The following is a 23,175-nucleotide window of genomic DNA, read 5'->3' on the forward strand; positions in this document are numbered from 1 at the left end:
AAGGCGGTCTGAAACGATGATAGTCCGTCTGGTGCAGCGGATCGGGATCCTCCTGGCCAGCCTGGTCGTGAGCTCCGTATTGGTGTTCGCGTTCATGGCGGTGCTGCCAGGGGATCCGGCCCGCGTCGCCCTCGGAACCAGCGCGTCGGACTCGGCGGTGGCGCACCTGCGCGAGCAGTTCGGGCTCGACCGGCCGCTCGTGTCCCAGTACCTCCACTGGGTCCACGGGCTGCTGACCTTCGACCCGGGGGACTCCTACATCTCCCACGCGCCGATCGGCCCGCAGCTCGCCGACCGCCTCCAGGTCACCCTGTGGCTCGTCGGCACCGGGATGGTGATCGCCTGTCTCCTGGCCATCCCCATGGGCACCCTCATGGCCGTGCGGCACCGCAAGCCGTCCGGGCTCGTGCTCTCGGCCCTGTCCCAAGTCGGCGTGGCCGTCCCGGCCTTCCTCGCGGGCATCCTCCTGATCACCGTGTTCGCGGTGGGGCTCGGGTGGCTGCCGGCGAACGGCTGGACACCCCCGGTGCAGGATCCGGTCCTGTTCCTCAAACAGCTGGTGATGCCCGCGCTGGCCCTCGGACTGGTGCAGGCGGCGGTGCTCACCCGCTATGTCCGCAGCGCCGTGCTCGACGTCCTCCGGGAGGATTATCTGCGCACGGCTCGCGCCAAGGGACTCCGCCCGACGCAGGCACTGCTGCGGCACGGCCTGCGGAACGCGTCGGTGCCCGTGGTCACCGTGCTGGCGTTGCAGCTCGCCACGCTGCTGGTGGGCTCCGTCGTCATCGAACGGGTCTTCGTCATCCCCGGGCTCGGCAGCCTGCTGCTGGACAGCGTCGCCAACCGGGACCTCATCGTGGTGCAGGACGTGGTCATGATCATCGCAATGGCGGTGCTGCTCGTGAACTTCCTGGTGGACATGGTCTATCTGCTGATCGACCCGCGACTCAGGGGAGGCACGTCATGAGTGCTCCGGACATCGAAGCCACCGTCACGTCCGCGGCGCCCGCCGCCGCCCGCCGTCGGCGCCGCCCGGTCACGGGCAGCCTCCTGGTGGGCGGGCTCGTCGTCTCGCTCGTGATCGGCATGGCGCTGCTGTCCTTCGTGTGGACCCCGCACGATCCGACCCTCGTCGATCCCGCGGTGCGGCTTCAGGAGCCGTCGTGGGACTACTGGTTCGGCACGGACAAGTTCGGCCGCGACGTGTTCAGCCAGATCCTGTTGGGCTCGCGCACCACGTTGTTCGTCGGCTTCGTGGCGGTCGGCGTCGCCGCTCTGGTCGGAGTCCCCCTCGGCATCGTCGCCGGAATGGCGCCCCGCTGGTTCGGCGAGCTGCTGATGCGCGGCAACGACCTGCTCCTCGCCTTCCCGGCGCTCCTGCTGGCGATCATGTTCGCCGCCGTGTACGGGGCCGGCACGCTGGTCGCGATGATCGCCATCGGCATCGCGTCCATCCCCCACTTCGCCCGGCTGATCCGCGGCGGCACGCTCCAGGTCATGCAGACCGAGTACGTCATCGCCGCGCGGGCGGCGGGCCGCGGGCCGTTCGCGATCGCCGTGCGGCACGTCCTGCCCAACGTCAGCAGTCTCGTCATCGTGCAGGCGTCGGTCGGTTTCGCCATCGCCGTACTCGCCGAAGCCGCGCTGTCCTTCCTGGGCTTCGGCACCCCGCCCCCCACACCGTCCTGGGGCCGGATGTTGCAGGAGAGCCAGGAGCTGCTGTCGATCGCTCCCCGGCTCGCGGTGTTCCCCGGCGCCGCCATCGCGGTGGCGGTGCTCGGGTTCAACCTGCTCGGCGATGGCCTGCGCGACCGTTTCGACCCCAAGCTGGAGGACCACCGATGACCCCGGTACCTGACACGGCACCCGCCACGGGACCGGCCTCCGGGCAGGGCTCCCCCGATGATGTCCTGTCCGTGCGGAACCTCGACGTCACCGTCGGCGGCCGCACGCTCGTCGAGGACGTCGACTTCACCATCCGCGCCGGTGAGCGGGTCGGGCTGATCGGTGAGTCGGGGTCGGGCAAGTCGCTGACCGCGCTGAGCGTCATGGGCCTGCTCCCCGAGGGCCTCCGGGCCACGGGGTCGGTGCGGCTCGCCGGAGTCGGCCACGACCTGGTGGGTGCCGACGAGGCGCGGATGTCCCGGGTGCGGGGCAAGGAGATCGCCATGGTCTTCCAGGAGCCCATGACCGCCCTGAACCCCACCATGAAGGTTGGGCGGCAGATCGCCGAGGTGCTGCTGATCCACCGGACCCGGCCCGACCGGGCGTCCGCCCGCGCCGCCGCCGTGGAACTGCTCGCCCAGGTGGGGCTTCCCGATCCCGCGTCCGCCGCGGACGCCTACCCGCACCAGTTCTCCGGCGGCCAACGGCAGCGGGTGGTACTGGCCATCGCCCTCGCGAACGACCCGGCACTCCTGGTCTGCGACGAACCCACCACCGCGCTCGACGTCACGGTGCAGGCGCGGGTGCTCGACCTGATCGTGCGGGGCGTCCAGGACCGCAGGTCGGCCATGCTCTTCATCACCCACGACCTCGCCGTGGTGGCCACGGCCTGCGAGCGGGTCTTGGTGATGTACGGCGGGCGGCTGGTCGAGTCCGGCCCGGTCCGGGAGGTGTTCACGCGCCCCCGGCACCGCTACACCCAGGGCCTGATCGGCGCGTCCGACCTGACCGCGGTCGACGACCGCGGGCGGCTGGTCACGATCGGCGGATCGGTCCCGCCCGCCGGGCAGTTCCCCGCCGGATGCGTCTTCCGCAACAGATGCACCGAGGCGACCGAGGAGTGCGCCACCAGGCCGGATTGGGTCTCCACCGGCCCGGACTCCGGCTACGCCTGCTTCCACCCGGTACCCGAGAGCGGCGCCCCCGGGACCGGCACACCCGCGAACCAGGAGGCCGGCCGTGGCTGAGCAGCCGACCAGCGTCCCTCTCGCGCCCGGGCAGCGGACCGGCCCCGCGAACGCCATCGACGTCCGCGACGTCACCCGCGACTACCGGCGGCCGCGCACCTCGCTGCGCCACCCCAGCCCGCCCGTGCACGCCCTGCGCGGCGTCAGCTTCGCCGTCCCCCAGGGACAGCGGTTCGGCATCGTGGGCGAGTCGGGGTGCGGCAAGTCGACCCTGCTGCGGATTCTGGCCGGGCTCGACCGCCCCACCAGCGGCAGTGTCGCGATCGACGGCCGGGACATCACCGGGCTCCGGGAGCGACGGCTGAGGTTCGTCCGCGAGCGGCTCCAACTGGTGTTCCAGGACCCGATGAGTTCGCTGGACCCGCGCATGCGGGTGGGCGACATCGTGGCCGAGCCGCTCGTCGCCCAGGGGCACGGGAACCGCCGGGAGCGGGTGGCCGAGCTGCTGGAGGCCGTCGGCCTGCGCGCCGACGCGGCGGACCGTTATCCGCACCAGTTCTCCGGCGGCCAGCGGCAGCGCATCTCGATCGCGCGCGCCCTCGCCCCCCGTCCGAAGATCATCGTGGCCGATGAGCCGGTGAGCGCCCTGGACGTGTCCGTACGGGCCCAGGTGCTCAACCTGATCGCCGACCTCGTCGACGAGTTGTCCCTGACGCTGGTCTTCGTCTCCCACGACCTGTCCGTGGTCCGCCATGTGTGCGACCGGGTCGCGGTCATGCACGCCGGACAGATCGTGGAGACCGGGGACACGGAGCAGGTGTACGAGGACCCGCAACATTCCTACACACGCAGGCTGATCGCCGCCGTTCCGACCCTGGGCAAGGCACTGTCCGGGGTGACGGCGGCCGACCTCAACCGGGAGTACCGACCGTGACCACCCACGTCCAACCCGCCGACGGCGAACCCCCCGTGGTACTGGAGTTTCCCGAGGGTCTTCCCATCGGCGACCGCTGGGTCGAGGCACCCGCCACCGAGGACGTCCGCTTCCCCTACGACGGGACGCTCGTCGCCCGGGCCCCCGTCGGGGACACCGACCTCGCGCGCGCCGCGGTCGACGCGGCCGTCGCCCTCCGCGAGCAGGTCGGACGGCTCCCCTCGCACACCCGCAGGGCCGCGCTGCTCGCGACCCACGAGGCCATCGCCTCCCGGCGCGCGGACTTCGAGCGGCTCCTGGTCCTGGAGACCGGCAAGCCGCTGGTCGACTGCCGTGTCGAGGTGGACCGCACCCTGCTGACCCTGCTGACGGCGGCCGAGGAGGTGGCCCGGCTGCACGGGGAGACGGTGCCGTTGGACCTGCTGCCGTCGGGTGAGGGGCTGCTCGGCTTCTGGACCCGCAAGCCGATCGGCGTGGTGGTGGGCATCTCGGGCTTCAACTACCCGCTGCTGCTCGCCGCGCACAAGATCGCGCCCTCGCTGGCCGCCGGCTGCCCGGTCATCGCCAAGCCCGCCCCGCAGACGCCGCTGGCCACCCTGTGGCTGGTGCACCTCCTCCGCGAGGCCCTGCGCTCCGGCGGCGCGCCGCAGGCCGCGGTGCAGCTGGTGACCGGAGGGCCGGAGGTGGGCGTCGCGCTGACCACGGACCGCCGGATCGGGGCGGTGTCCTTCACCGGTTCCGCCGCCGTGGGCCACCGGATCGCCCGGGACGCGGCACCCACCAAGGTGCTGCTCGAACTCGGCTCCAACGCCGCCCTGGTGGTGGCCGCCGACGCCGACCTCGACGCCGCCGCCGACGCGGTGGTGCGCGGCGGGTACTACGCGTCGGGCCAGGCGTGCATCAGTGTGCAGCGGGTCATCGTCGTGGACGCGGTGCGCAAGGAGTTCGTGGACCGCCTGACGGAGCGGGTGGCCCAGGTGACCGTGGGCGATCCCCGCGATCCGCAGACGCGCGTCTCGGCGCTCATCGACCAGCGGTCGACCGAGCGGGTGTGCGCGTGGCGGGACGAGGCGGTGGCGGCGGGGGCGTCCCTGGTAGCCGGAGGCGGCGTCACCGACGGGGTGATCGAGCCCACCGTGCTGCTCGACGTGGACGGCGCCCTGCCCGTCTGGGACGAGGAGGTCTTCGGCCCGGTGGTGGCGGTGCGCTCCGTCCCCGATCTGGACACGGCGTTCGACCTGGTCAACGACTCGCGCTACGGGTTGCACGCGAGCGTCTACACCAGCGCCCTGGACACGGCGTTCACCGCTCTCGACCGCCTGGAGGTGGGCGGAGTGGTCGTCAACGAGGTTCCCGGATTCCGTTCCGACGTCATGCCGTACGGCGGCGTGAAGGACTCCGGGGCCGGAAGGGAAGGCCCGAGGTTCGCCATCGAAGAGCTCACCGTGACCCGTATGGCAGTGATCCGTCCGACGACAACGAAGCCGTGAGGACCATGGAAACGAAGGACCACACCCACGCGGTGGAGGCGTACTCCCGTCTGTTCAGGCTCGATGGCCGCAAGGCCGTCGTGGTGGGCGCGGGCAGCGGAATCGGCCGCGAGTGCGCCCTGGCCCTCGCCGCGCACGGCGCCACCGTCGTGTGCGCCGACCGCGATCTGACGGCGGCCACGGAGTCGGCGTCGATGGGGCCGGGCCTCGTCCCGTACGCCCTCGACGTGCTCGACGGCGAGGCGGTCGCACGCGCCGCCGAGGAAATCGGCCCCGTCGACGTGCTCGTCTTCACCGCCGCGACCAATGTGCGCAAGCCGCTGCTCGACTACACGGCGGAGGAGTTCGAGCGGGTCGTGGCGCTCAATCTGCGGGCGTCGTTCGACCTGGTGCGGGCGTTCGGCCGGGGCATGGCCGAGCGCGGCGGGGGAAGCATCATCGGCTTCAGCTCGATCCGCGCGGTGGCCGTCGAGCCTGGGCAGGGGGTGTACGCGGCCACGAAGGCCGGACTCGTCCAGATGATGCGGACGGCGGCGGCCGAGCTGGGCCCGTCCGGCGTGCGCGTGAACACCGTCGCCCCGGGCGTCGTGGACACACCGCTGACCGCGCAGATCAGGGCCGTGCCGGAGTGGTCGGAGGCCTACGCGTCCAAGAGCGCCCTGGGCCGCTGGTCCCGGCCGGACGAGCTGGCCGGTGCCGTCGTCTACCTCGCGTCGGACGCGTCGTCGTTCGTCACGGGCAGCCAGCTCTTCGTGGACGGTGGCTGGACGGCGATCGACGGTCGCTTCACGCCGCCCAGCTGACGGGCGCCGGGCACGCTCAAGGCCCCTCTTCCAGGGTGGTTCACCCGGAAGAGGGGCCTTCAAGCTGTCGTATCACTCGGTGCGCGTATCAGTCGATGCGCTCGAAGGGCTCCGCGCCCTCTTCGTCCGGCGCGACCGTGAAGACGACCTTCTCGAACGTCCCCGTGAACGCGAACTCGCCCTCGTAGCTGGACGAGGAGGGCGACAGGGTGTCCCGGCCGACGTCGAGGCCCTGCCATCCCAGGAAGTGCGGGAGGACCCGCGGAATGTCCGCGCTTCCGGCCGGCCTCCCCGACACGGAGAGGTGTCCGACACCCCGCATGTCGCCGGTCTTCACGAACTCGAACGTCAACTCCGCCGGGCCGGTGGGGAGTTCTTCCTCCGAGGTCACCGTGTACCGGGTGCCGAGGAAGTTGTACTCGTAGACCAGCCGGTTGTCCTTGACGTACAGCACGTATCCGCTGCTGATGTTCCCCAGGGACACCAGGACGCCCTCGTCCGACGCGGTGGCGCGGTCGACGTGCGCGGTGATGCGGTGCGCGCGGTTCATCACCGGTGGCACCGCTGCGATGGGCAGATGGGCCATGCCGGGGTAGTAGGTGAAGGTGGTGCGCAGGCGCGGCGAGCCGGGGCGCGGAATCTTCGCCCGGTAGGCGAACCCCTGGTCGTCCAGCGGCAGCACGTCGTACTTCCCCGCCTCCACCCAGAAGCGGGCGATCATCTTCTGGAGTTGCTCGGGCCGCTCCCGCGCCAGGTCGTTGCACTCCGAGAAGTCGGTGTCGTGGTGGTACAGCTCCCACTGGTCCTCGTCGAAGGACGTGCCGCGCTGGTGGAAGGCGACCGCCTTCCAGCCGTCGTGCCAGATCGCGCGGTGCCCGAACATCTCGAAGTACTGGGCTTCCTTGCGCGTGGGCGCGGTCGGCGAGCCGAAGGTGTAGGCCATGCTGACGCCGTGGATCGGCAGTTGCGGGATGCCGTTGTAGACCTCGGGGGCCTGCACACCGAGCGTTTCGAAGAGGGTCGGGACGATGTCGTTGACGTGGTGGAACTGCTGCCTGACCTCGCCGGTGTGCGGCAGCCCGCGGGGCCACTGCACGATGAGCGGGCAGCGGACGCCGCCCTCGTGGGTGTTCTGCTTGTAGCGCTTGAACGGCGTGTTCCCCGCCTGTGCCCAGCCCCACGGGTAGTTGGCGTGGGCGCGCGTGGTGCCGATGTCATCGATCCGCGCGACCATCTCCCCCAGGTCCTCGGCGATGCCGTTCTGGAACGCGGTGGGGTTGAGGGAACCCTTCTGCCCGCCCTCCTGGCTGGCCCCGTTGTCCGAGAGCAGGATGGTGATGGTGTTCTCCATCTGGCCTATCTGCTCCAGGAACTCCATCAGCCGCCCGATGTGGTGGTCGGTGTGGTCGAGCATCGCCGCATAGGCCTCCTGGAGGCGTACGGCCAGCTTCCGCTCGTCGTCCGACAGCTCGTCGAAGGGCACGACCCCGGGGTTGCGCGGCGCCAGTTCGGTGCCGGGTGGCAGGATGCCGCGTTCGATCTGGCGGGCGTGCCGGGTGGCGCGCTCGGCGTCCCAGCCGTGGTCGAACCGGCCCCGGTACTTGTCCAGGTATTCCTGGGGGGCCTGGTGCGGGGCGTGGGCCGCGCCGAACGCCAGATACAGGAAGAAGGGCTTGTCCGGAGTGACCGACGTCTGGTCGCGGACGAATTCGATCGACCGGTCGACCAGGTCCTCACTGAGGTGGTAGCCCTCTTCCGGGGTCTTCGGCGGATCCACGGCGTGGTTGTCGTAGAACAGCTCCGGATAGAAGCTGTCCGTCTCGGCTTCCAGGAACCCGTAGTAGCGCTCGAACCCGCGCGACAGCGGCCACTGCGTGTACGGCCCGGACGGGGTGGTCTGCTCCATCGGCGCCAGATGCCACTTGCCCACGGCCATGGTGTTGAAGCCGTTGTCCCGCAGCACCTCGGGCAGGGTCGCGGCGGCCGTGGTGATCCGGCCGCGGCCGCTGGGGAAGCCGGTGTCGAAGTTGGACAGCATCCGCATGCCGACGGAGTGATGGTTCCGGCCGGTCAGCAGCGAGGCACGGGTCGGCGAACACAGCGTGGTGGTGTGGAAGTTCGCGTAGCGCAGGCCGCCGGTGGCGAGGGCGTCCATGGCCGGGGTGTCGATGTCCGAGCCGAAGCAGCCGAGGTCGGAGAAACCGACGTCGTCGAGCACGATGACAACGACATTGGGCGTGTCCTCGGGCAGCTTCTGCTCCTCGGGCCACCACGGGGTCGACTCCTCGTAGGTGGTGCCGATCTTGCCTTGGAAGGTCCCGCTCGCGGACGGCGTATGCGGGGAGGCGTTGGTCATCCAGAACGCTCCTTTGCGCGGCCGGCAGACCCCTGGAGGTTCCGGGAGAGGGGCTCCAGTTAACTGGCCTTACCAGTAATCTGGGCGTCAGTTTCACCCGCTCCCGTTGCCTGTGTCAACCACCCCCACCCCTTGTCCGGGGCCCGGGCGGGCGGTCGGCGGGTCCGGTGCGTCAGGGGGTGCCGGGCAGGTCCGCGGCGCAGCGGAATCCCATGTGGCCGGTGCTGCTGTCGGGGGTGTTGGACGTGCGCGCGGCGACGCGATAGCGGTTGCAGTACGACGCGTGGCACAGATAGGAGCCGCCGCGGATCACCTTCGCCTCCCCGGTGGGAGGTCCGGCCGGATCGTGGCGGGTCTCCGGGCGGTCGGCCGCGTGCCATGTGGTGCTCCACCAGTCGGAACACCATTCCCACACGTTGCCCGATGTGTTGTACAGGCCGTAGTTGTTGGCGCGGTAGGACTTGACCGGCGCGGTCCCCAGATATCCGTCCTCGCCCGTGTTGACCTGCGGGAACTTCCCCTGCCAGATGTTGCAGCGGTGGTGCCCGCGGGGCAGCAGCTCATTCCCCCAGGGGAAGCGGGAGCGTTCCAGACCGCCACGCGCCGCCATCTCCCACTCCGCCTCCGTGGGCAGGCGCTTGCCCGCCCAGGCCGCGTAGGCGGAGGCGTCGCGCCAGGAGACGTGGACGACGGGGTGGTTCGACAGCTCGGTCCATGACGACCCCGGCCCGTAGGGCGCCCGCCAGCACGCCCCTTCGACCGCCAGCCACCAGGGCGCCTGCGCCACCGTGCCGTCGCGCACCATGTTCCGGGCGCCGGGGTGGACGAGCGCGTAGAACACGAAGGACCAGCCGTAGCGCTCGGCGTCGGTCCGGTAGCCGCTGCCGCGCACGAACGCCGCGAACTGCCGATTGGTGACGGCGGTGGCGTCGATGCGGAATGGCGACATCCGCACCTCCCGGACCGGGCCCTCACCGTCCTCGGGGAACGCATCTGCGTCGTCGCCTCCCATCAGATACGTCCCCCCGGGGATGCGCAGCATGGCGCGCAGCCCCTGCGCCCGGTCCCGCTCCGGGGCCTGGACCGTCGGCGCGGTGGACGGTTCGGGGTTCTCCTGGTCGCCGCCCCCTGAGCTGGGGGCGCAACATGCGCCTGACATCGTTCCTCCGACCGCGGCTGCTGTTCGTGGGCTCGAGAGTACGTCCCGCCACGACCGGAGACGCCGGGGGCCTGCGGCGATCGCCCGGCGGTTCAGTGTGCCCAGGCGGGTGTCCAGGTCCCGGCGGCGGAGTGGTCGAACCGGCCGGAGGCGAAGTGGCGGCGGAGGGCGTCGAGCGCCGGGTGGGGGTTGTCGCGGTGCCACAGCAGGGAGTGCGGGTAGACCGGAATCGGGTCGCGCAGGGGGATGCGGCGCAGGTCGTGCTCGGCGGGCCAGACGAGGCGGGTCTGTTCGCCGACGAAGGTGGCCAGGGACCGGGAGTCGGCGACGGTGTCGAGCAGGGGCTCGGTCCCGAAGTCGGGGCCGGTGATCTCGATGGTCAGCCCGAACGCGGTGGCGAGGTCGTCGTAGTAGGCCGTCGACTCGGTGCCGGGGACGAGGCCGGGCATCCAGATCCGGTGTCCGGCGAGTTCGGCGGGCATGACCGCGCGGGCGGTGGCGAGTTCGTGGGCCGGTCCGGTGAGGAATTGCACGGGCTCGTCGAAGGCCCGGGTGGCGCCGATGTCGTCGGGGAGCTTCCGGCCGGGCATGGTGACGGCGCGGAAGGACGCGTCGATGGTGCCGGAACGGAGGGCGTCGATGGCCGTGTCGACGTCCACGAGGGTCACGACGTCCAGCGCGGCCTCGGGGTGCGCGCGGTGGAAGTCGCGCAGCGCGGCGGCCGGGGCGAGCCGTCGGCCGATCACGTCGACGCGCAGCGCGCGGCGGCCGGGGGACACGGAGGCGACCGCCCGCGCTTCGGCCTGGAGGAGTTCGCGGGCGTGGGGCAGGAACGCCTGTCCGTCGATGGTGAGCTTCGCTCCCCGCGCGGTGCGGGTGAACAGCCGCACCGCGAGGGTCTTCTCCAGCGTGGCGATGCGCTTGGAGACGGCCTGCTGGGTGACCGCCAGGTCGGTGGCGGCGTCCTGGAACCGCCCCGCCTCCGCGGCGGCCACGAAGGTGCGCACGGCGTCGAGATCCACGCCGGGCAGGATATCCGCACAACCGCTGGTTGTGTCGTGCGACGGATCGGTTGTTTGCTCCGGGCCCCTCTCCTCGCTTGGATACCGACGGTCAGCGTGTGGTGGGTGCGGGTCGGCGGCGAGAGGGCATACGGCATGGCGGGCAGACGAACGCTGGGGCGTCGTTTCGGGTGGCTGTGGGCGGCGTACGCGGTCAGCGCGTACGGAACGGGGTTCGGCTTCGGCGCGTTTCCCCTGGTCGCGGTCCTCGTCCTGCACTCCGGACCGGCCGAGGTGGCGGCGCTGGCCGCCGCGGGGCGCGCCGTGGGGGCCCTGGTCGCGGTGCCGCTCGGGCCGTGGGTGGAGTTCCGCCGCAAGCGGCCGGTCATGGTGGCGATGGACCTGATCCGGTTCGCGGCGATGATGAGCGTCCCCGCCGCGTTCGCGCTCGGCCGGCTCACCTTCGCACAACTCCTGGTCGTGTCCGTCGCCGTCGCCGCGGCCAACATCGCCTTCAACGCCGCCAGTGGCGCGTACCTGAAAGGGCTCCTGCCGCCGGAGGACCTGCTCGTCGCGAACAGCCGGTTCGAGTCCACGACATGGACCGCGACGGTGGTCGGACCGCCCCTCGGCGGGGCCGCGATCGGGATGTTCGGCCCGGTGACCACCATCGTGGCCGACGCGGTCAGCTATCTGCTCTCGGGCTTGGGCATCCGCGCCATCGGCGGGACGGAACCGCGCCCCGCGCGCACCGGCACCCGGCGGCTGCGCGCGGGCGACCTGCTCGAAGGGTGGCGCCACATCCTCACCCACCCCGGGCTGCGGCCGCTGTTCTTCAACGCGATCGTGGTCAACGGTCTGATCATGGCCTCCGAGCCGCTGCTGGCCGTACTCCTGCTGGGCGACCTCGGATTCGCCCCCTGGCAGTACGGCCTGGCGTTCGCGGCCCCTTGCCTCGGTGGCCTCATCGGCGCCCGCCTGGCGCGCCCGCTCGCCGCGCGGTTCGGGCAGCACAGGATGCTCCTCACCGCCGGGGCGCTGCGTGCGTGCTGGCCCGTGGGGCTGGCGTTCGTCGGTCCCGGTGTCCCCGGGATCGTCCTGGTCATCGGCGTCCAGCTCGGCCTGGTGACGTGCTGCGGCCTGTTCGCTCCCCTGCTGGCCACCTACCGGCTCGACCACACCGGCCCCGACCGGGTCGCCCGTACCCTGACCGCGTGGTCGGTCAGCAGCAGCGCCGCCATCGCGGCGATGACCGCCCTGTGGGGTCTGCTGGCCGCCGCCACCAGCCCCCGTATCGCGGTCGCGGCCGCCGGAATCGTCCTCCTGGCCACCCCGCTGATGCTCCCGCGCCGGGAGAACGCGCCCCGGCCCCGGCTCACGAGTGCCGAGGAAGCCGTCGATCGCGTCTGAGGCCGGAAGCCTCAGCGGGTTCGCGGGCTCAACGCGGCTCCGTACCCGTCACCCGGGCGACCAGGTCCGCCCAGCCCACCTCCAGCCGCTCCAGGGGCATCCCGCGCTGCCGGGTCAGGTGGTGGATCAGGGCAGGGTCGAGATATCCCATCAGCACCTGGGCCAGGAGATCACAGTCGGCGTTCGGTGTGATCTGCCGCAGCAGGACGGTGACGTGCGTGGTGAGGGCCTGAGCCGACGGGTGGGCGAACCGGCGAGCGGGCTCCGGCTGGGCCGCCAGTTGCAGGTCCAGCTGCTCCGCCGAGCGGTGCAGCAGCGCCACGCCGAACGCCCGCAGACGCTCCTCGGGCGGCGCTCCGGGGCCCAGCGGCGGCGGCCCGCCGAGGAAGTCCGCCTGAAGCGTCTTCGCGGAATGATCCAGCAGCGCCATCAGGAGTCCGGTGCGGTCGCCGAAGCGGCGGAAGACGGTCCCCTTGCCCACCTGGGCGGCGGCGGCCACCGCCTCCATCGTCACCCCGGCAACGCCGTGCTCGGCGATCAGCCGGGCGGCGGCCTCCAGCAGCCGGGCGCGGTTGCGCGCCGCGTCGGCCCGCAGGCACGGCTCGTCCCCGGCGGGGCCGAGCTGGAGCAACTCGGGCTCGCCGAGCGGCTGTTGTGGCGTCGGCAAAGAGGGCAGGGCGCTGGACATGAAAACAGCGTAAAGCATGAGAAAAGAAAACTGGACCGTGGTCCGGTTAGCTGCTACAACATTAAACGGACCTCGGTCCGGATGACAGTGGCAACGTTTAAGCACCGTGGAGTTCGCATGTCTGTTCGTATTCTCGCGCTCGTCGGCAGCCTTCGCGCCGGTTCGCACAACCGCCAGCTCGCCGAGGCGGCCGTCACGTTCGCTCCCGAGGGCGCGGACGTGGAGATCTTCGAGGGCCTGGCCGAGATCCCGTTCTACAACGAGGACATCGACGTCAAGGACGACGTCCCGACCGCCGCCGCCAAGCTGCGCGAGGCCGCGGCGTCCGCCGATGCCTTCCTGCTCGTCTCGCCCGAGTACAACGGCACCATCCCGGCCGTCCTGAAGAACGCCATCGACTGGCTGTCCCGCCCGTTCGGCGCCGGAGCGTTCGGCGGAAAGCCGGTCGCCGTCGTCGGCACCGCCTTCGGCCAGTACGGCGGTGTGTGGGCGCAGGACGAGACCCGCAAGGCCGCGGGCATCGCCGGTGGCAAGGTGCTGGAGGACGTCAAGCTCTCCATCCCCGGTTCGCTGACCCGCTTCGCGGAGACCCACCCGGCCGATGACGCGGAGGTCGCCGCGCAGCTGACCGCGGTGGTCGCGCGCCTGCACGGCCACGCGGGGGCCGCCGCCTGACCGATACGGACGCGACGGCAGTGCCCGTGCGGGCATGGATCACTCGTCACCCGGGCACGGCTCTGTGTCCCGCGACATGCCCAGGCGCGGGGCGGCGCGCTGGGCGGGGGTGTAGGAGCCGTGCAGGGCCGAGCACAGGGTCCGGTGCCATTGGCCGGGGGAAAGGCGGAGGGTCAGGTCGTCGCGGGGGCTGAGGAGGCGCAGCGTATCGCCGGTGAGGCGCCAGGCGGCCGGGCTTTCCGCCGCAGGCCCTTCGAGGCGGCCGAGCAGCTCACCCCCGGGAGAGACCAGACCGATGTGCCCGAGGAAGCTGACGACGAGGGTTCCGTCGCCCGCCACGCCCAGAAGCCCCTCGGCATCCTCCAGGCGACGGGTCCGGTCGCCGTCCCTGCGCTCGCCGTCCACCCGCCACCACGCCACCCTGCGGTCCTCTTCGAGCGCGGCAAGCCGGTCGCCGTCGGGGGTGAAGGCCAGCCAGTCCGTCCCGTTGTAGCGGAGCGGAGCGCCTTCGAGCCGTGCGACGCGGGTGCCGCGCCGCGCGTCCCACACCTCGGCCCGGCCGCGCTCCCGCCATGGGTCCATGACCACCGCCACTTGGTCCCGACGGCCCGGCCTCGGGGTGAGCTGACCCGTTTCGGGGATGGCGCCCGATTCCGGCGGGGTCCGCTCCAGGTGGACGGGGCCGCCGCTCTGGACTCCGCTGCGCGGGTCGAGCCGGACCAGGCTGCCGCCCCGGCAGAGGACCACCAGTTCACCGCCGGCCGTCTGCACGATGTCCTGCGGCGCGTTCCAGACCGGGCTGCCCGCCCGGCCGCAGTCCCAGGTGACCCTCCCGCGCGGGCGCAGGGTGTCGGCGTCGTACAGGAGCGCGGTGGTGGACTTCTCGGACCAGACCAGCAGCGCGTCCGCACCCTTACGATCGACCCAGAGCAGCCGGAGGCCGAGGTCCTTCTGCTTGCGGACGCGCTCGGGAAGAAGCGTGTCGCGCCGCTGGACGCCGGGGCCCAGCACCTCGAGCCGCCCCCGGTACAGGCGTGCGGTGCGCGGGCCGTCGGCTTCTCCGGCGAGGGCGGCATCGGTCGCCGATGTGTCGTCGTCACGGGCCTGAAGCGGCGGGGGCGCCGGTACGGCCCGCACCCGAAGCAGGGAATTGCCCTCGGCGGTGAGCAGTGTGCGCGGGCCCGGACCGCTTCCGGCGACCGCGACACCCATGGAATGCGCCTTGCCCGGCACCGTGGCGGTCCAATAGCGGTGGCCGCCGCGTGCGTCGAGGATCGTGACGCGCCGGAAATCGCCCCGCTGGGCCGACGTCGTGCCGTTCTCGTCGACGAGGTGGGTTCCCGTCCCGTCCACGCGCCTGATGCTCCCCGGGAGCGTGCCGCTCGGCTGGTTCGCTCCGGGCACCATGGAGTACCAGCGGGCGGCGCCGTCCTCCGGCGTCACCCAGACACCGCGCCCCCGGTCGGCCTGCTGCTCTCCCAGGATGTCCATCTGCCGGTAGACCCGGCGGACGCGCTCGCCGGAATCGGTGGCATGGATGTCGAGAGAGCGCTCGAAGCGTGGCTGCCGCCCGCCGCTCACCTGCCGGTCAGCGGTCACGGCGATCCGGTCCCCGTTCCCGAGCAGCCAGGCGGAGCTGGGATTCCGGGGCTCCCGCCGGTCCACGGACCGTTGGGACATGGGCAGTTTCCGGCCGGTTGCCGCGTCCCACAGACGCACCAGCGCCCGTCGTCCGGCGTCCTCGGGGCGCGGCTCCTCGAAGCGGAAGAAGTGCAGCAGGCGCTTGCCGTCCTCGGAGAAGTCCACCGATGATTCGTAGACGTCCCCGCGGTCGGCCAACGGGCCGGACACGGTGTGCGGCCGGGGGACGGTATCGGTCAGGTCCCAGAGCAGGACACTCCCGTCCGCCGTCGCCATCGAGTAGCGCCGGCCGTCGTCGCTGACCGCGTCCTGAAGGCCGCCCAATCCGAGGTCGGTGGGTACGCCGCGCAGCCGTGTCGCGCGTGGTCTGCCCTCGCGGGCACCGGTGACGGCCGTGACATCCAAGGCGGCCTTGCCGTCCGGCTGGGAGATCACCACGAGAGTCCGGCCGTCCGGTGTCACCTTCATCGTCTGCGCCGAGCCCCGCCACAGCCCGCTGTGCGAGGACACCACGTCGTGCGCACGGACGTACTGACCGAACAGGGCCTGCTGCGCCTCCGGCGTGTGCCGCGCCTGCCAGGCGCCCGCGGCGTAGCGGAACGCGCTGTCCGGTGAGCGCTCCGCCGTGTCGCCGGACAGTTCGCTCAGCTCCGCGGCGGCGGCCGTGCGCAGCTCGCGCAGGTCCCGTTGACGGGCCCGGTAGGTGTCCACCGCGAGTGCCGTTGCCACCAGCGCCAGTGCGGTGACGAGTCCGGTGAGGCCCCACAGTCGTCGCAGCCCTCGCCGCTGCCGCCGTCGCCCCGCCTCCAGGTAGGCCCGTTCGAGGTCGGTGAGGTCTTCGGGACGGACACTCAGCCACTCCAGGCCCTGGGCCAGGCGCACCCCGTGCGGCAGCAGTCCCGCGGGCCGACCGCGCTCCTCCCATTCGGCGGCGTCCCCCGCGGTGCGGTCCTGCCACTCGCGGAAGTCGGCGCCGTCGCGCAGCCAGCCCGCCACGCGCGGCCATTCCCGGAGCAGTGCCTCGTGGACCACGTGCACGGTGCCGCCGGAGCCCTCGTCGGCGGCGCGTTGCGCGACGTCCCATACGAGGAGGCGGCGCCCGGCCAGCGTGCGCGCCAACTCCGCTTGCTCCGAGGGCAGTTGGCCGGTCGGCAGGGCGCGGCGGGTGAACCCTCCCCGGCCGTCGGGCCGGGCGAGCTGCTGGAAGAGGCGACGGGCGGCGTCCTCGGCCGTGCCGCTGTGCGCGAGGCACTGGTCGAGGGTGGTGTCGGCGTACGCGGCCAGGGCGCCCCCGACGCCGCCGATCTCCTCGTATGCGGCGTGCGTCAGGGCGTTGGCCTCGCGGCGGTGCCACAGCTGGGTGAGCGTGAACTGGAGCAGCGGCAGGCAGCCCGGCTCGCCGACGGCGTCGTTCACCAGACGCCGGATCAGGCCGTCCTCGAGGCGGAGCCCGGGCACGGTCCTGACCGGTTCCTCGACGGCGCGGGTGAGCGCCTCCTCGGTCATCGGGGCGAGGAACGTCACCGCGCGGCCCAGCGATGCCGAGGTGCCGGCCGCGGTGAGCGCCTCCAGGGTGGCGGGCCGCGCGGTCAGTACGACACGCAGTCCGCCACCCTGTGCCGGGTCGGGGGCCTGCGTCAGCGCCGACAGCAGGTGGAAGGCCCGCAGCGCTCCGTGCGGCGCGTCGGCGGCGTACTCCTCGAACTGGTCGAGAAGGAGCACGGCGCCCCTCGGCCCGAGTTCGTCGCACAGGCGGCCCCGCAGGGCGATCCGCTCCCCCTCGGACCCGGCACACGCCTCGCGCACCGCGTCGAGGCGCTCCTGGCGGGCGCTCGTGTCGGGCACGGCACCGTGCCAGACCGCGGTGACGGCCTCGGCGACCCAGGCGTCGGCGTGCTCGGGCGTGGCGCCGGTTTCGTCGGCGGGCCGGGGCACGCGCAGGGCCGACGGCGTGCGACGGCGCCGCAGGTCCGCCAACAGCCCGGCTCTGAGCAGGGACGACTTACCGCTGCCCGAGGGGCCGACCAGGACGGTGAGGGGCCGGGAGTCCAGCGCCGCCACCAGCTCGCGCACCTCGTTCTCCCGGCCGTGGAAGTACCGGGCGTCGTCCTCCTCGAACCGGTCCAGACCGCGGAACGGGCAGGGCAGGGACACGTCCGATCCGAGGAGCCGGTCCACCGGGATCAGATACGCGGTGCCGCTGATGCCGTACCGCCCGCGGGTGACCAGCATCCCGACCACGGCGCTGCCCGCCACGTCCCAGACCGCGGCCCCGCTGAACCCCCGCCCGATGGGCACTCCGTGCGCCGCCAAGTCGAGCTGGAGCCGGTCGGCACGCTGCCGGCCGCGCAGCACGCCGGTGGCGTTCACCCCGCGTGGCGCGTCCTCGGGGAAGCCGAAGGCGCGGATCTCCCCGCCCCACTCATCGCCTGTACCGTCCACGAACGGCAACGGCTCCGTACCGTCCACCGCGTCGGCCAGGCGCAGGACCGCGATGTCGTCCTCCGGCCGCCAGGATTCCACCTCGGCGAGGACCGGGGCTCCCGCGTCGGCGCCGGTGAGCAGTGGAAAGTCCACGGAGACCGGTCCCTCGGGACGGCCCCCTCCCGACTCCCGCACCACGTGGGCGCAGGTGCACACGAGCCGGTCGGCCACGAGGAAGCCCGCGCCCGCGACCACCCCGTCGGAGCCGAACACCCGGGCGGCGCCCCGCTCGTACCGGGCCCCGCGCGGCAGAGGACTAGGGTGCATCGCTTCGGTCACGCTCGCCGGGCCCCCATTCAACTCCCACGGTGAAGTGCGCCTCACCGGCGGTCTTGGCGAGGACCACACCGGCCTCGGCGGTCACCTTCATGCCGAACTCCAGCGTGATCCGGTCCGGGCGGGACGACATCGTGCGCAGCGAGTCGACGACGTCCTGGACGGCCGGGCGCACCCGGTCCACCGCGTTGCGCAGGGTGTCGGCGGCGTCCCCGACGGCGTCTGCCATCCGTTGCCTGCCGATGGGTTCGTACGGGTCGCCGGATGACGGGCGGGAGGGGGTGGGCGTGGTCGTCTCCACCCGCAGGAGTGAGCCGTCGTCGAGTTCGATCGTGGTGATGGCTGTCATGGCACTGGGACCCGTCCTGTGGTGCTGAAAAAGCGGTCCTACCAGACCGTATCCGCCGACGGGCCGGACGTCACCGAAATGAACGAGCCAAACGGGGCTCAGAGTTACTGGTCAAAGGTGATGCCGCACAGCCTGCGGATCTCATCCATCGCCCGCAGCGTGACGACCGAATCCTCCAGGGGCCGCAACGGCGTCTCCCGCAGGCCCGCCGCGATGCACCGGGCCACCTCGGCGGCCTCGTAGTACAGGGCGTCGTGGGCGGTTCGCGGTTCGGTGTACGTCAGCTGCGTGCCACCGCCCGACGGAGTGAGGACGAGGTCGCCGGGCTGGTAGAACGGGCCCGGCAGGCTGAGGGTGGCCCGGCTGCCGGCGAGGGTGGCGGTGGTGGGGGTGTCGCTGAACAACGTGGTGTGCAGGACGGCCTGGCTGCCCTGCGGGCCGCGGAGGATCGCCGACGTCTGGCCGTTCACGCCCGCGGGGTGCGGCTGGCCCGAGGCCAGCGTCTCCGCCGGTGCGCCCAGGACCCAGGTGGCCAGGGAGACGGGGTAGGTGCCGAGGTCCAGCAACGGGCCGCCCGCCAGCTCGGGGCGCAGGATGCGGTGTTCGGCAGTGAAGTACTCGCCGAGGTCCGCCAGCACGGTGTGAATCTCACCGAGGGCACCGGAGTCGAGGAGCTGGCGGATGACGTCGAACTTGGGCAGGAAGAACGTCCACAGTGCCTCGGCGCAGAACAGCCCTTGCCCGGTGGCGAGTTCGGCGATCTCGGCTGCCTGGGCGGCGTCCAGGCCGATCGGCTTCTCCACGAGGATGTGCTTGCCGCCCTCCAACGCGATCCGGGCGCAGGCGAGATGGGCGGTGTGCTCGGTGGCGATGTACACGACGTCGACGTCGGGCGCGGCGGCGAGGTCCTCGTACGAGCCGTAGGACCCGGGAACGCCGTGGCGGCCCGCGAAGTCCTCGGCGCGGGCGGCGTCGCGGGAGGCCACGGCCGTGAACCGCTGGCGGGTGTGCCTGTGGACGGAGCGGACGAAACGCTCCGCGATCCAGCCGGTGCCCATGACGCCCCAGCGCAGGGCGGGGGCGTCCATCGGGTCCGGGGTGCGGGCGGCGGGCAGGGCGGTGGGCAGGGCGGTGGGAGTGCCGGGCATGGGTCAGACCTCCGGGACCTGCACGGGGATGGTTTTGCCACCGTCCTCCATGGACGCGATGACGGCCCCGGCCACCGCGGACGCCACCAGCCCGTCACGGGCCGTGGCCATCGGCGACGCGGCTCCCGAACGCACGGCATCGGTCCAGGCCTGGAGTTCGAGCCGGTAGGCGTCGGCGAACCGGGGGCGCCAGTCGGCGGGATAGCCGCTGGACCGGGCCCGGGCCGAGTCCGCCACGATCCGGGCCGGATGGGTGAGGGCCACGGTGCCGTGTTCGCCCACCACCTCGCAGCGGATGTCGTAGCCGTAGCGGGCGTTGAGGAAGACCTCGACGGTGGTAAGGGCGCCGTCGGCGGTGCGCAGCAGGATCAGCTGAGGGTCCCGGAAGCCGGACACCGCCGCCGTGGAACGCGGCGCATGCCAGCTGACCTCGGTGACGGGCGAGTCGAGCAGCCACGGCACGGTGTCGAATTCGTGGATGGCGGACCCGGTGATGCTCAGCTCGTCGGTGCAGCCGGGCGCGGAGGACACGCCCCGGCTGACGCAGCGTACGAGCAGCGGGCTGCCGCACTCCCCCGCCGAAACGGCGGACTTGAGCTGCGTGTGGGCGGGGTCGAAGCGGCGCATGAACCCGAGCGAGATCAGTCCCCCTCCGGCCCGCCGCTCCTCCCGGACGACCCGCACGCACTCCTCGAGCGTGGGGGCGAGTGGCTTCTCGCACAGCACCGGCTTCCCGGCCCGCACCGCGGCGACGGACAGGTCGGCGTGGGTGGTGTCGTGCGAGGCGATGACGACGGCGTCGACCTCCGGGTCGTCGATCACCGCGTAGGCATCGTCCGTGGCCCGGGCGCCGGGCACGGTACCGGCGACCGAGGCCGCACGCTCCTTGTCGATATCCGCGACCAGCGTGACCTCGGCGCCGGAGACGTGGCGGTGGAGCGTGGCGACGTGGTCGGCGCCCATGTTTCCCGCGCCGATCACGCCGATGCGTATGCCGCTCATGCCAGGGTCACCCACGCTCCGCTGTCGACGGACTGCGTCATGGCGTCCAGTACGGCCGCGCTGTGCACGGCGTCGTCCAGGGTGGCTCCGTACGGTGTGCCCTCGGCGATCGAGCGCAGGAAGCGGTACGCCTCGATCACCTTGAGGTCGTCGTAGCCCATGCTGGTCGCCGCGCCCGGCTGGAAGGCGCCGTACTCACCGGCGCCCGGGCCGACGTGCACCGTGCTGACCGGCTGGTCCTGGTAGGTCGTGCCGCGGCTCACGCCCAGCTCGTTCATCCGGCGGAAGTCCCAGAACACCGCGCCCTTGGTGCCGTGCACCTCGAAGCCGTAGTTGTTCTGCTCGCCGACCGAGACCCGGCTGGCCTCCAGCACACCGCGCGCGCCGGAGGCGAAGCGCAGCAGGCAGTTGACGTAGTCCTCGTTCTCGACCGGGCCGAGTTCGCCGCCGGTGGCCAGGGTGTGACCGGCGGTGGCACCGGTCGGACGGGCCCGCTCGGGAACGAAGACCGCGGTGTCGGCGGTCAGGGCCGCGATGTCGCCCAGCAGGAAGCGGGCCAGGTCCGCGCCGTGCGAGGCCAGGTCGCCCAGCACTCCGCTGCCCCCGCGCGCCCGCTCGTACCGCCAGGTCAGCGCGCCGTCCGGGTGGGCCGCGTAGTCGCTGAAGAGACGCACGCGGGCGTGGGTGACCGTACCCAGCTCACCGGACGCGATGAGCTCGCGGGCCGCCTCGACGGCGGGCGCGTTGCGGTAGTTGAAGCCGACCGCTCCCTGCACACCTGCCGCGGCGACGGCATCGGCCACCGCGCGGGCGTCGTCGGTGGTCAGACCGACCGGCTTCTCGATCCAGATGTGCTTCCCGGCCTCGGCCATCGCGACGCCGATCTCGCGGTGCAGGAAGTTCGGCGCGGTGATGCTGACGGCCTGCACCCGCGGGTCCTGCGCCACCTCTCGCCAGTCACGGGTGGCCGAGGCGAACCCGAACTGCGCCGCGGCCTCCTCGGCCCGGCCGGGCACCGCCTCCGCCACCGAGATCAGCTGCGGGCGTGCGCCCACGTGCGGGAAGTGGTGCGGGACACGGGCGTACGCCTGGGTGTGCACCCGGCCCATCCACCCGAATCCCACGACGGCGACGCCGAGCGTGCTTGCCATGACTGCCCTTCATTGGACCGTTCCATTCTTGCTCCATCACACCCTGAATCCCGTCCTCCCTCGTGTCAATGCCTTTGACACCCGCCACCGGCCTGTGGAACGGTCCATCCATGAGACCCCCGACGATCCGTGACGTGGCCGAACGGGTCGGCGTGTCGAAATCGCTGGTCTCCCTGGTGCTGCGCGGCTCCGAGCAGGTGAGCCCCGAGAAGCGGCAGGCCGTGCTGGCCGCCGTCGAGGATCTCGGCTACCGGCCCAACGCCGCCGCGCGCAGTCTGAGCGAGCGCCGCACCCGGTCGGTCGGCGTGCTGCTGAACGACATGCGCAACCCCTGGTTCGTGGAGCTGCTGGACGGCATGAACTCCCGTCTCCACGACAGCGGCCTGCACATGCTGCTCGCCGACGGCCACCTCAACCGACGGCTCGGCGAGGACCTCACCCGCACCTTCACCGAACTGCGCGTCGACGGGCTGATAGCCGTGGGCACCCTGCCCCCCTCGAACGTGCTGCGCGCCGCGGCCACCCACATCCCCACCGTGGTGGCGGGCGCCCGCGAACCGGTGCTCCCCCGCGTCGACGTCGTCGCCAACGACGACGAGCACGGTGCGCGCCTGGCCACCGAGCACCTCATCGGACTCGGCCACCGCCGCATCGCCCACATCGCGGGCCAGGGCGTCGTCGGCGAGCTGCGACGGCGCAGCTTCGAGACGGTCATGCGCGAGCACGGCCTGGCCGACACCGCGCTCGTCGAGCAGGGCGACCTGACCGAAGAGGGCGGCTACCGGGCCATGGTCCGGCTGCTCAGTTCCACGCCGCGGCCGAGTGCGGTTTTCGCCTTCAACGACATCGCCTGCGTCGGCGCCCTGTCGGCAGCCGAGGAGTCGGGCCTCCAGGTCCCGCGGGACCTCTCCCTCGTCGGGTACGACAACACCTACCTCTCACGCCTGCGGCACCTGTGGCTGACCACGGTGGACAACGCCAGCCACGACGTCGGCCGCCGCGCCGCGCAGCACCTCCTGGACCGGATCGCGGACCCGGCACGTCCGGCAGAGACCGTCCTCTCGCCGCCGACCCTCGAAGTACGGGGCACCACGGCGCCACCCGCGACCGACGCGGGCTGAGGTCTTCGGCCGCGGGCGGGATGGCATGCGGGCGTCTCTCACTCTCCCGATCGCGGCTCCGTCGTGGACCAGCCGGTCAGGGCGCCGCGCAGCGCGGCCACCAGGCGTGTGGCGGCCTCCTCCTCGGTACGTCCGCTCTTGATGAGGTCGAGGATGTCGCGTGGGTCGAACAACGCGTTCCACAGGTACAGGGCTTCGTCCCCGAGGTCTCCGAGGCCGAGTTCCTCGGTGGTCTGCCGCAGTGGTTCGGCGAGCGCCTCGGCCTGCGGGGCGAGGTAGCCGGTCCCTTCGCGGAGCCGCTCCAGGTAGCCGCGGTGCGAACGCATCTGCGCCATCGCGCCGCCGTGTTCGAGGACGAGGGAAACCCAGCAGCGCGATACCGCCTCGAGTCTCGCCATACCCCGCGTGGTCTGCTGTGCGCTGAAGTCACACAGTTCGGAGCCCACTTCGGCGCGGAAGGTGTGCAGGATCTCCTCGACGGAGGAGAAGTGCCGGTAGGCCGTCGCGGTGGACACCTCGGCGTGCTTGGCGATCTCGGCCAGGCTGACCGGCGTCGGCGAGTTCTCGAACAGCCGCGCGGCGGCCTTGATGAGGTACCTGCGGTTGCGTTCGGTGTCACTGCGCATGGGTCGAGC

19 protein-coding genes are annotated in these 23,175 nt (G+C 72.1%); 9 read left to right on the top strand and 10 right to left on the bottom strand.

The features are described from left to right. The first annotated feature begins 16 nt into the window (after positions 1-16). The 6 genes from EEJ42_RS17070 to EEJ42_RS17095 are packed head-to-tail and all read left to right on the top strand — an operon-like array spanning position 17 to position 6,079. Positions 17-967 carry an ABC transporter permease gene (locus EEJ42_RS17070; RefSeq protein ID WP_123100775.1) on the top strand — a complete coding sequence of 317 codons (951 nt, stop codon included), beginning with the start codon at positions 17-19 and terminating at the stop codon, positions 965-967. Then, on the top strand, positions 964-1,845 hold the full coding sequence (locus EEJ42_RS17075; RefSeq protein ID WP_184503132.1) for an ABC transporter permease: 882 nt from the start codon (positions 964-966) through the stop codon (positions 1,843-1,845). Before EEJ42_RS17070 ends, EEJ42_RS17075 begins: the two co-directional genes overlap by 4 nt. Then, on the top strand, positions 1,842-2,912 hold the full coding sequence (locus EEJ42_RS17080) for an ABC transporter ATP-binding protein (protein WP_123100776.1): 1,071 nt from the start codon (positions 1,842-1,844) through the stop codon (positions 2,910-2,912). Before EEJ42_RS17075 ends, EEJ42_RS17080 begins: the two co-directional genes overlap by 4 nt. Continuing rightward, the gene (locus tag EEJ42_RS17085) at positions 2,905-3,786 is read left to right on the top strand and encodes an ATP-binding cassette domain-containing protein (RefSeq protein ID WP_123100777.1); all 882 of its coding nucleotides are present in this window, start codon (positions 2,905-2,907) and stop codon (positions 3,784-3,786) included. The genes EEJ42_RS17080 and EEJ42_RS17085 overlap by 8 nt, the downstream gene beginning before the upstream one ends. Beyond that, positions 3,783-5,276, top strand: a complete 1,494-nt coding sequence (locus EEJ42_RS17090) for an aldehyde dehydrogenase family protein (RefSeq protein ID WP_221179382.1) — start codon at positions 3,783-3,785, stop codon at positions 5,274-5,276. Before EEJ42_RS17085 ends, EEJ42_RS17090 begins: the two co-directional genes overlap by 4 nt. 5 nt (positions 5,277-5,281) lie before the next feature. Continuing rightward, positions 5,282-6,079, top strand: coding sequence for an SDR family NAD(P)-dependent oxidoreductase (locus EEJ42_RS17095; RefSeq protein ID WP_123100778.1), 798 nt, complete (start codon positions 5,282-5,284; stop codon positions 6,077-6,079). Between the two features lie 88 nt (positions 6,080-6,167). Here EEJ42_RS17095 and EEJ42_RS17100 read toward each other — a convergent pair whose 3' ends face one another. From EEJ42_RS17100 to EEJ42_RS17110, 3 genes are all read right to left on the bottom strand, one after another. Beyond that, entirely contained in the window at positions 6,168-8,435 is a 2,268-nt protein-coding gene (locus EEJ42_RS17100) for an arylsulfatase (protein WP_123100779.1), read from the bottom strand. A gap of 172 nt (positions 8,436-8,607) precedes the next feature. Further along, entirely contained in the window at positions 8,608-9,594 is a 987-nt protein-coding gene (locus tag EEJ42_RS17105) for a formylglycine-generating enzyme family protein (RefSeq protein ID WP_123100780.1), read from the bottom strand. Positions 9,595-9,686: 92 nt separating this feature from the next. Beyond that, complete coding sequence (locus EEJ42_RS17110; protein WP_184503133.1) at positions 9,687-10,616, bottom strand: LysR family transcriptional regulator; 930 nt, start codon at positions 10,614-10,616, stop codon at positions 9,687-9,689. 135 nt (positions 10,617-10,751) lie between these two features. Here EEJ42_RS17110 and EEJ42_RS17115 point away from each other — a divergent pair, with 135 nt between their 5' ends. Then, entirely contained in the window at positions 10,752-12,005 is a 1,254-nt protein-coding gene (locus tag EEJ42_RS17115; RefSeq protein ID WP_123100801.1) for an MFS transporter, read from the top strand. 28 nt (positions 12,006-12,033) lie between these two features. On the opposite strand, the gene EEJ42_RS17120 is transcribed toward EEJ42_RS17115, so the two are convergent. Beyond that, positions 12,034-12,711 carry a TetR/AcrR family transcriptional regulator gene (locus tag EEJ42_RS17120; protein ID WP_184503134.1) on the bottom strand — a complete coding sequence of 226 codons (678 nt, stop codon included), beginning with the start codon at positions 12,709-12,711 and terminating at the stop codon, positions 12,034-12,036. Positions 12,712-12,810: 99 nt separating this feature from the next. On the opposite strand from EEJ42_RS17120, the gene EEJ42_RS17125 reads away from it, so the two are divergent. Next, a complete protein-coding gene (locus EEJ42_RS17125; RefSeq protein ID WP_123100782.1) occupies positions 12,811-13,368 on the top strand; it encodes an NAD(P)H-dependent oxidoreductase in 558 nt (185 codons plus the stop codon). Positions 13,369-13,407: 39 nt separating this feature from the next. Here the strand turns inward: EEJ42_RS17125 and EEJ42_RS17130 are convergent, their stop codons facing one another. From EEJ42_RS17130 to EEJ42_RS17150, 5 genes are all read right to left on the bottom strand, one after another. Beyond that, positions 13,408-17,760, bottom strand: a complete 4,353-nt coding sequence (locus EEJ42_RS17130; protein WP_123100783.1) for a serine protease — start codon at positions 17,758-17,760, stop codon at positions 13,408-13,410. Next, positions 17,750-18,118, bottom strand: coding sequence for a CU044_2847 family protein (locus EEJ42_RS17135; protein ID WP_123100784.1), 369 nt, complete (start codon positions 18,116-18,118; stop codon positions 17,750-17,752). The genes EEJ42_RS17130 and EEJ42_RS17135 overlap by 11 nt, the downstream gene beginning before the upstream one ends. A 104-nt stretch (positions 18,119-18,222) precedes the next feature. Then, positions 18,223-19,266: a Gfo/Idh/MocA family protein gene (locus EEJ42_RS17140; protein ID WP_123100785.1), complete on the bottom strand. Its 1,044-nt coding sequence runs from the start codon at positions 19,264-19,266 to the stop codon at positions 18,223-18,225. 3 nt (positions 19,267-19,269) lie between these two features. Further along, positions 19,270-20,268: a Gfo/Idh/MocA family oxidoreductase gene (locus EEJ42_RS17145; protein WP_123100786.1), complete on the bottom strand. Its 999-nt coding sequence runs from the start codon at positions 20,266-20,268 to the stop codon at positions 19,270-19,272. Further along, on the bottom strand, positions 20,265-21,419 hold the full coding sequence (locus tag EEJ42_RS17150; protein WP_123100787.1) for a Gfo/Idh/MocA family protein: 1,155 nt from the start codon (positions 21,417-21,419) through the stop codon (positions 20,265-20,267). Before EEJ42_RS17150 ends, EEJ42_RS17145 begins: the two co-directional genes overlap by 4 nt. A 110-nt stretch (positions 21,420-21,529) precedes the next feature. On the opposite strand from EEJ42_RS17150, the gene EEJ42_RS17155 reads away from it, so the two are divergent. Next, positions 21,530-22,540: a LacI family DNA-binding transcriptional regulator gene (locus tag EEJ42_RS17155; RefSeq protein WP_123100788.1), complete on the top strand. Its 1,011-nt coding sequence runs from the start codon at positions 21,530-21,532 to the stop codon at positions 22,538-22,540. Between the two features lie 38 nt (positions 22,541-22,578). On the opposite strand, the gene EEJ42_RS17160 is transcribed toward EEJ42_RS17155, so the two are convergent. After that, the gene (locus EEJ42_RS17160) at positions 22,579-23,166 is read right to left on the bottom strand and encodes a TetR/AcrR family transcriptional regulator (RefSeq protein WP_123100789.1); all 588 of its coding nucleotides are present in this window, start codon (positions 23,164-23,166) and stop codon (positions 22,579-22,581) included. Positions 23,167-23,175 lie beyond the last annotated feature (9 nt).

The sequence above is a fragment of the Streptomyces botrytidirepellens genome, assembly GCF_003721215.1.
Lineage (GTDB): Bacteria > Actinomycetota > Actinomycetes > Streptomycetales > Streptomycetaceae > Streptomyces > Streptomyces himastatinicus.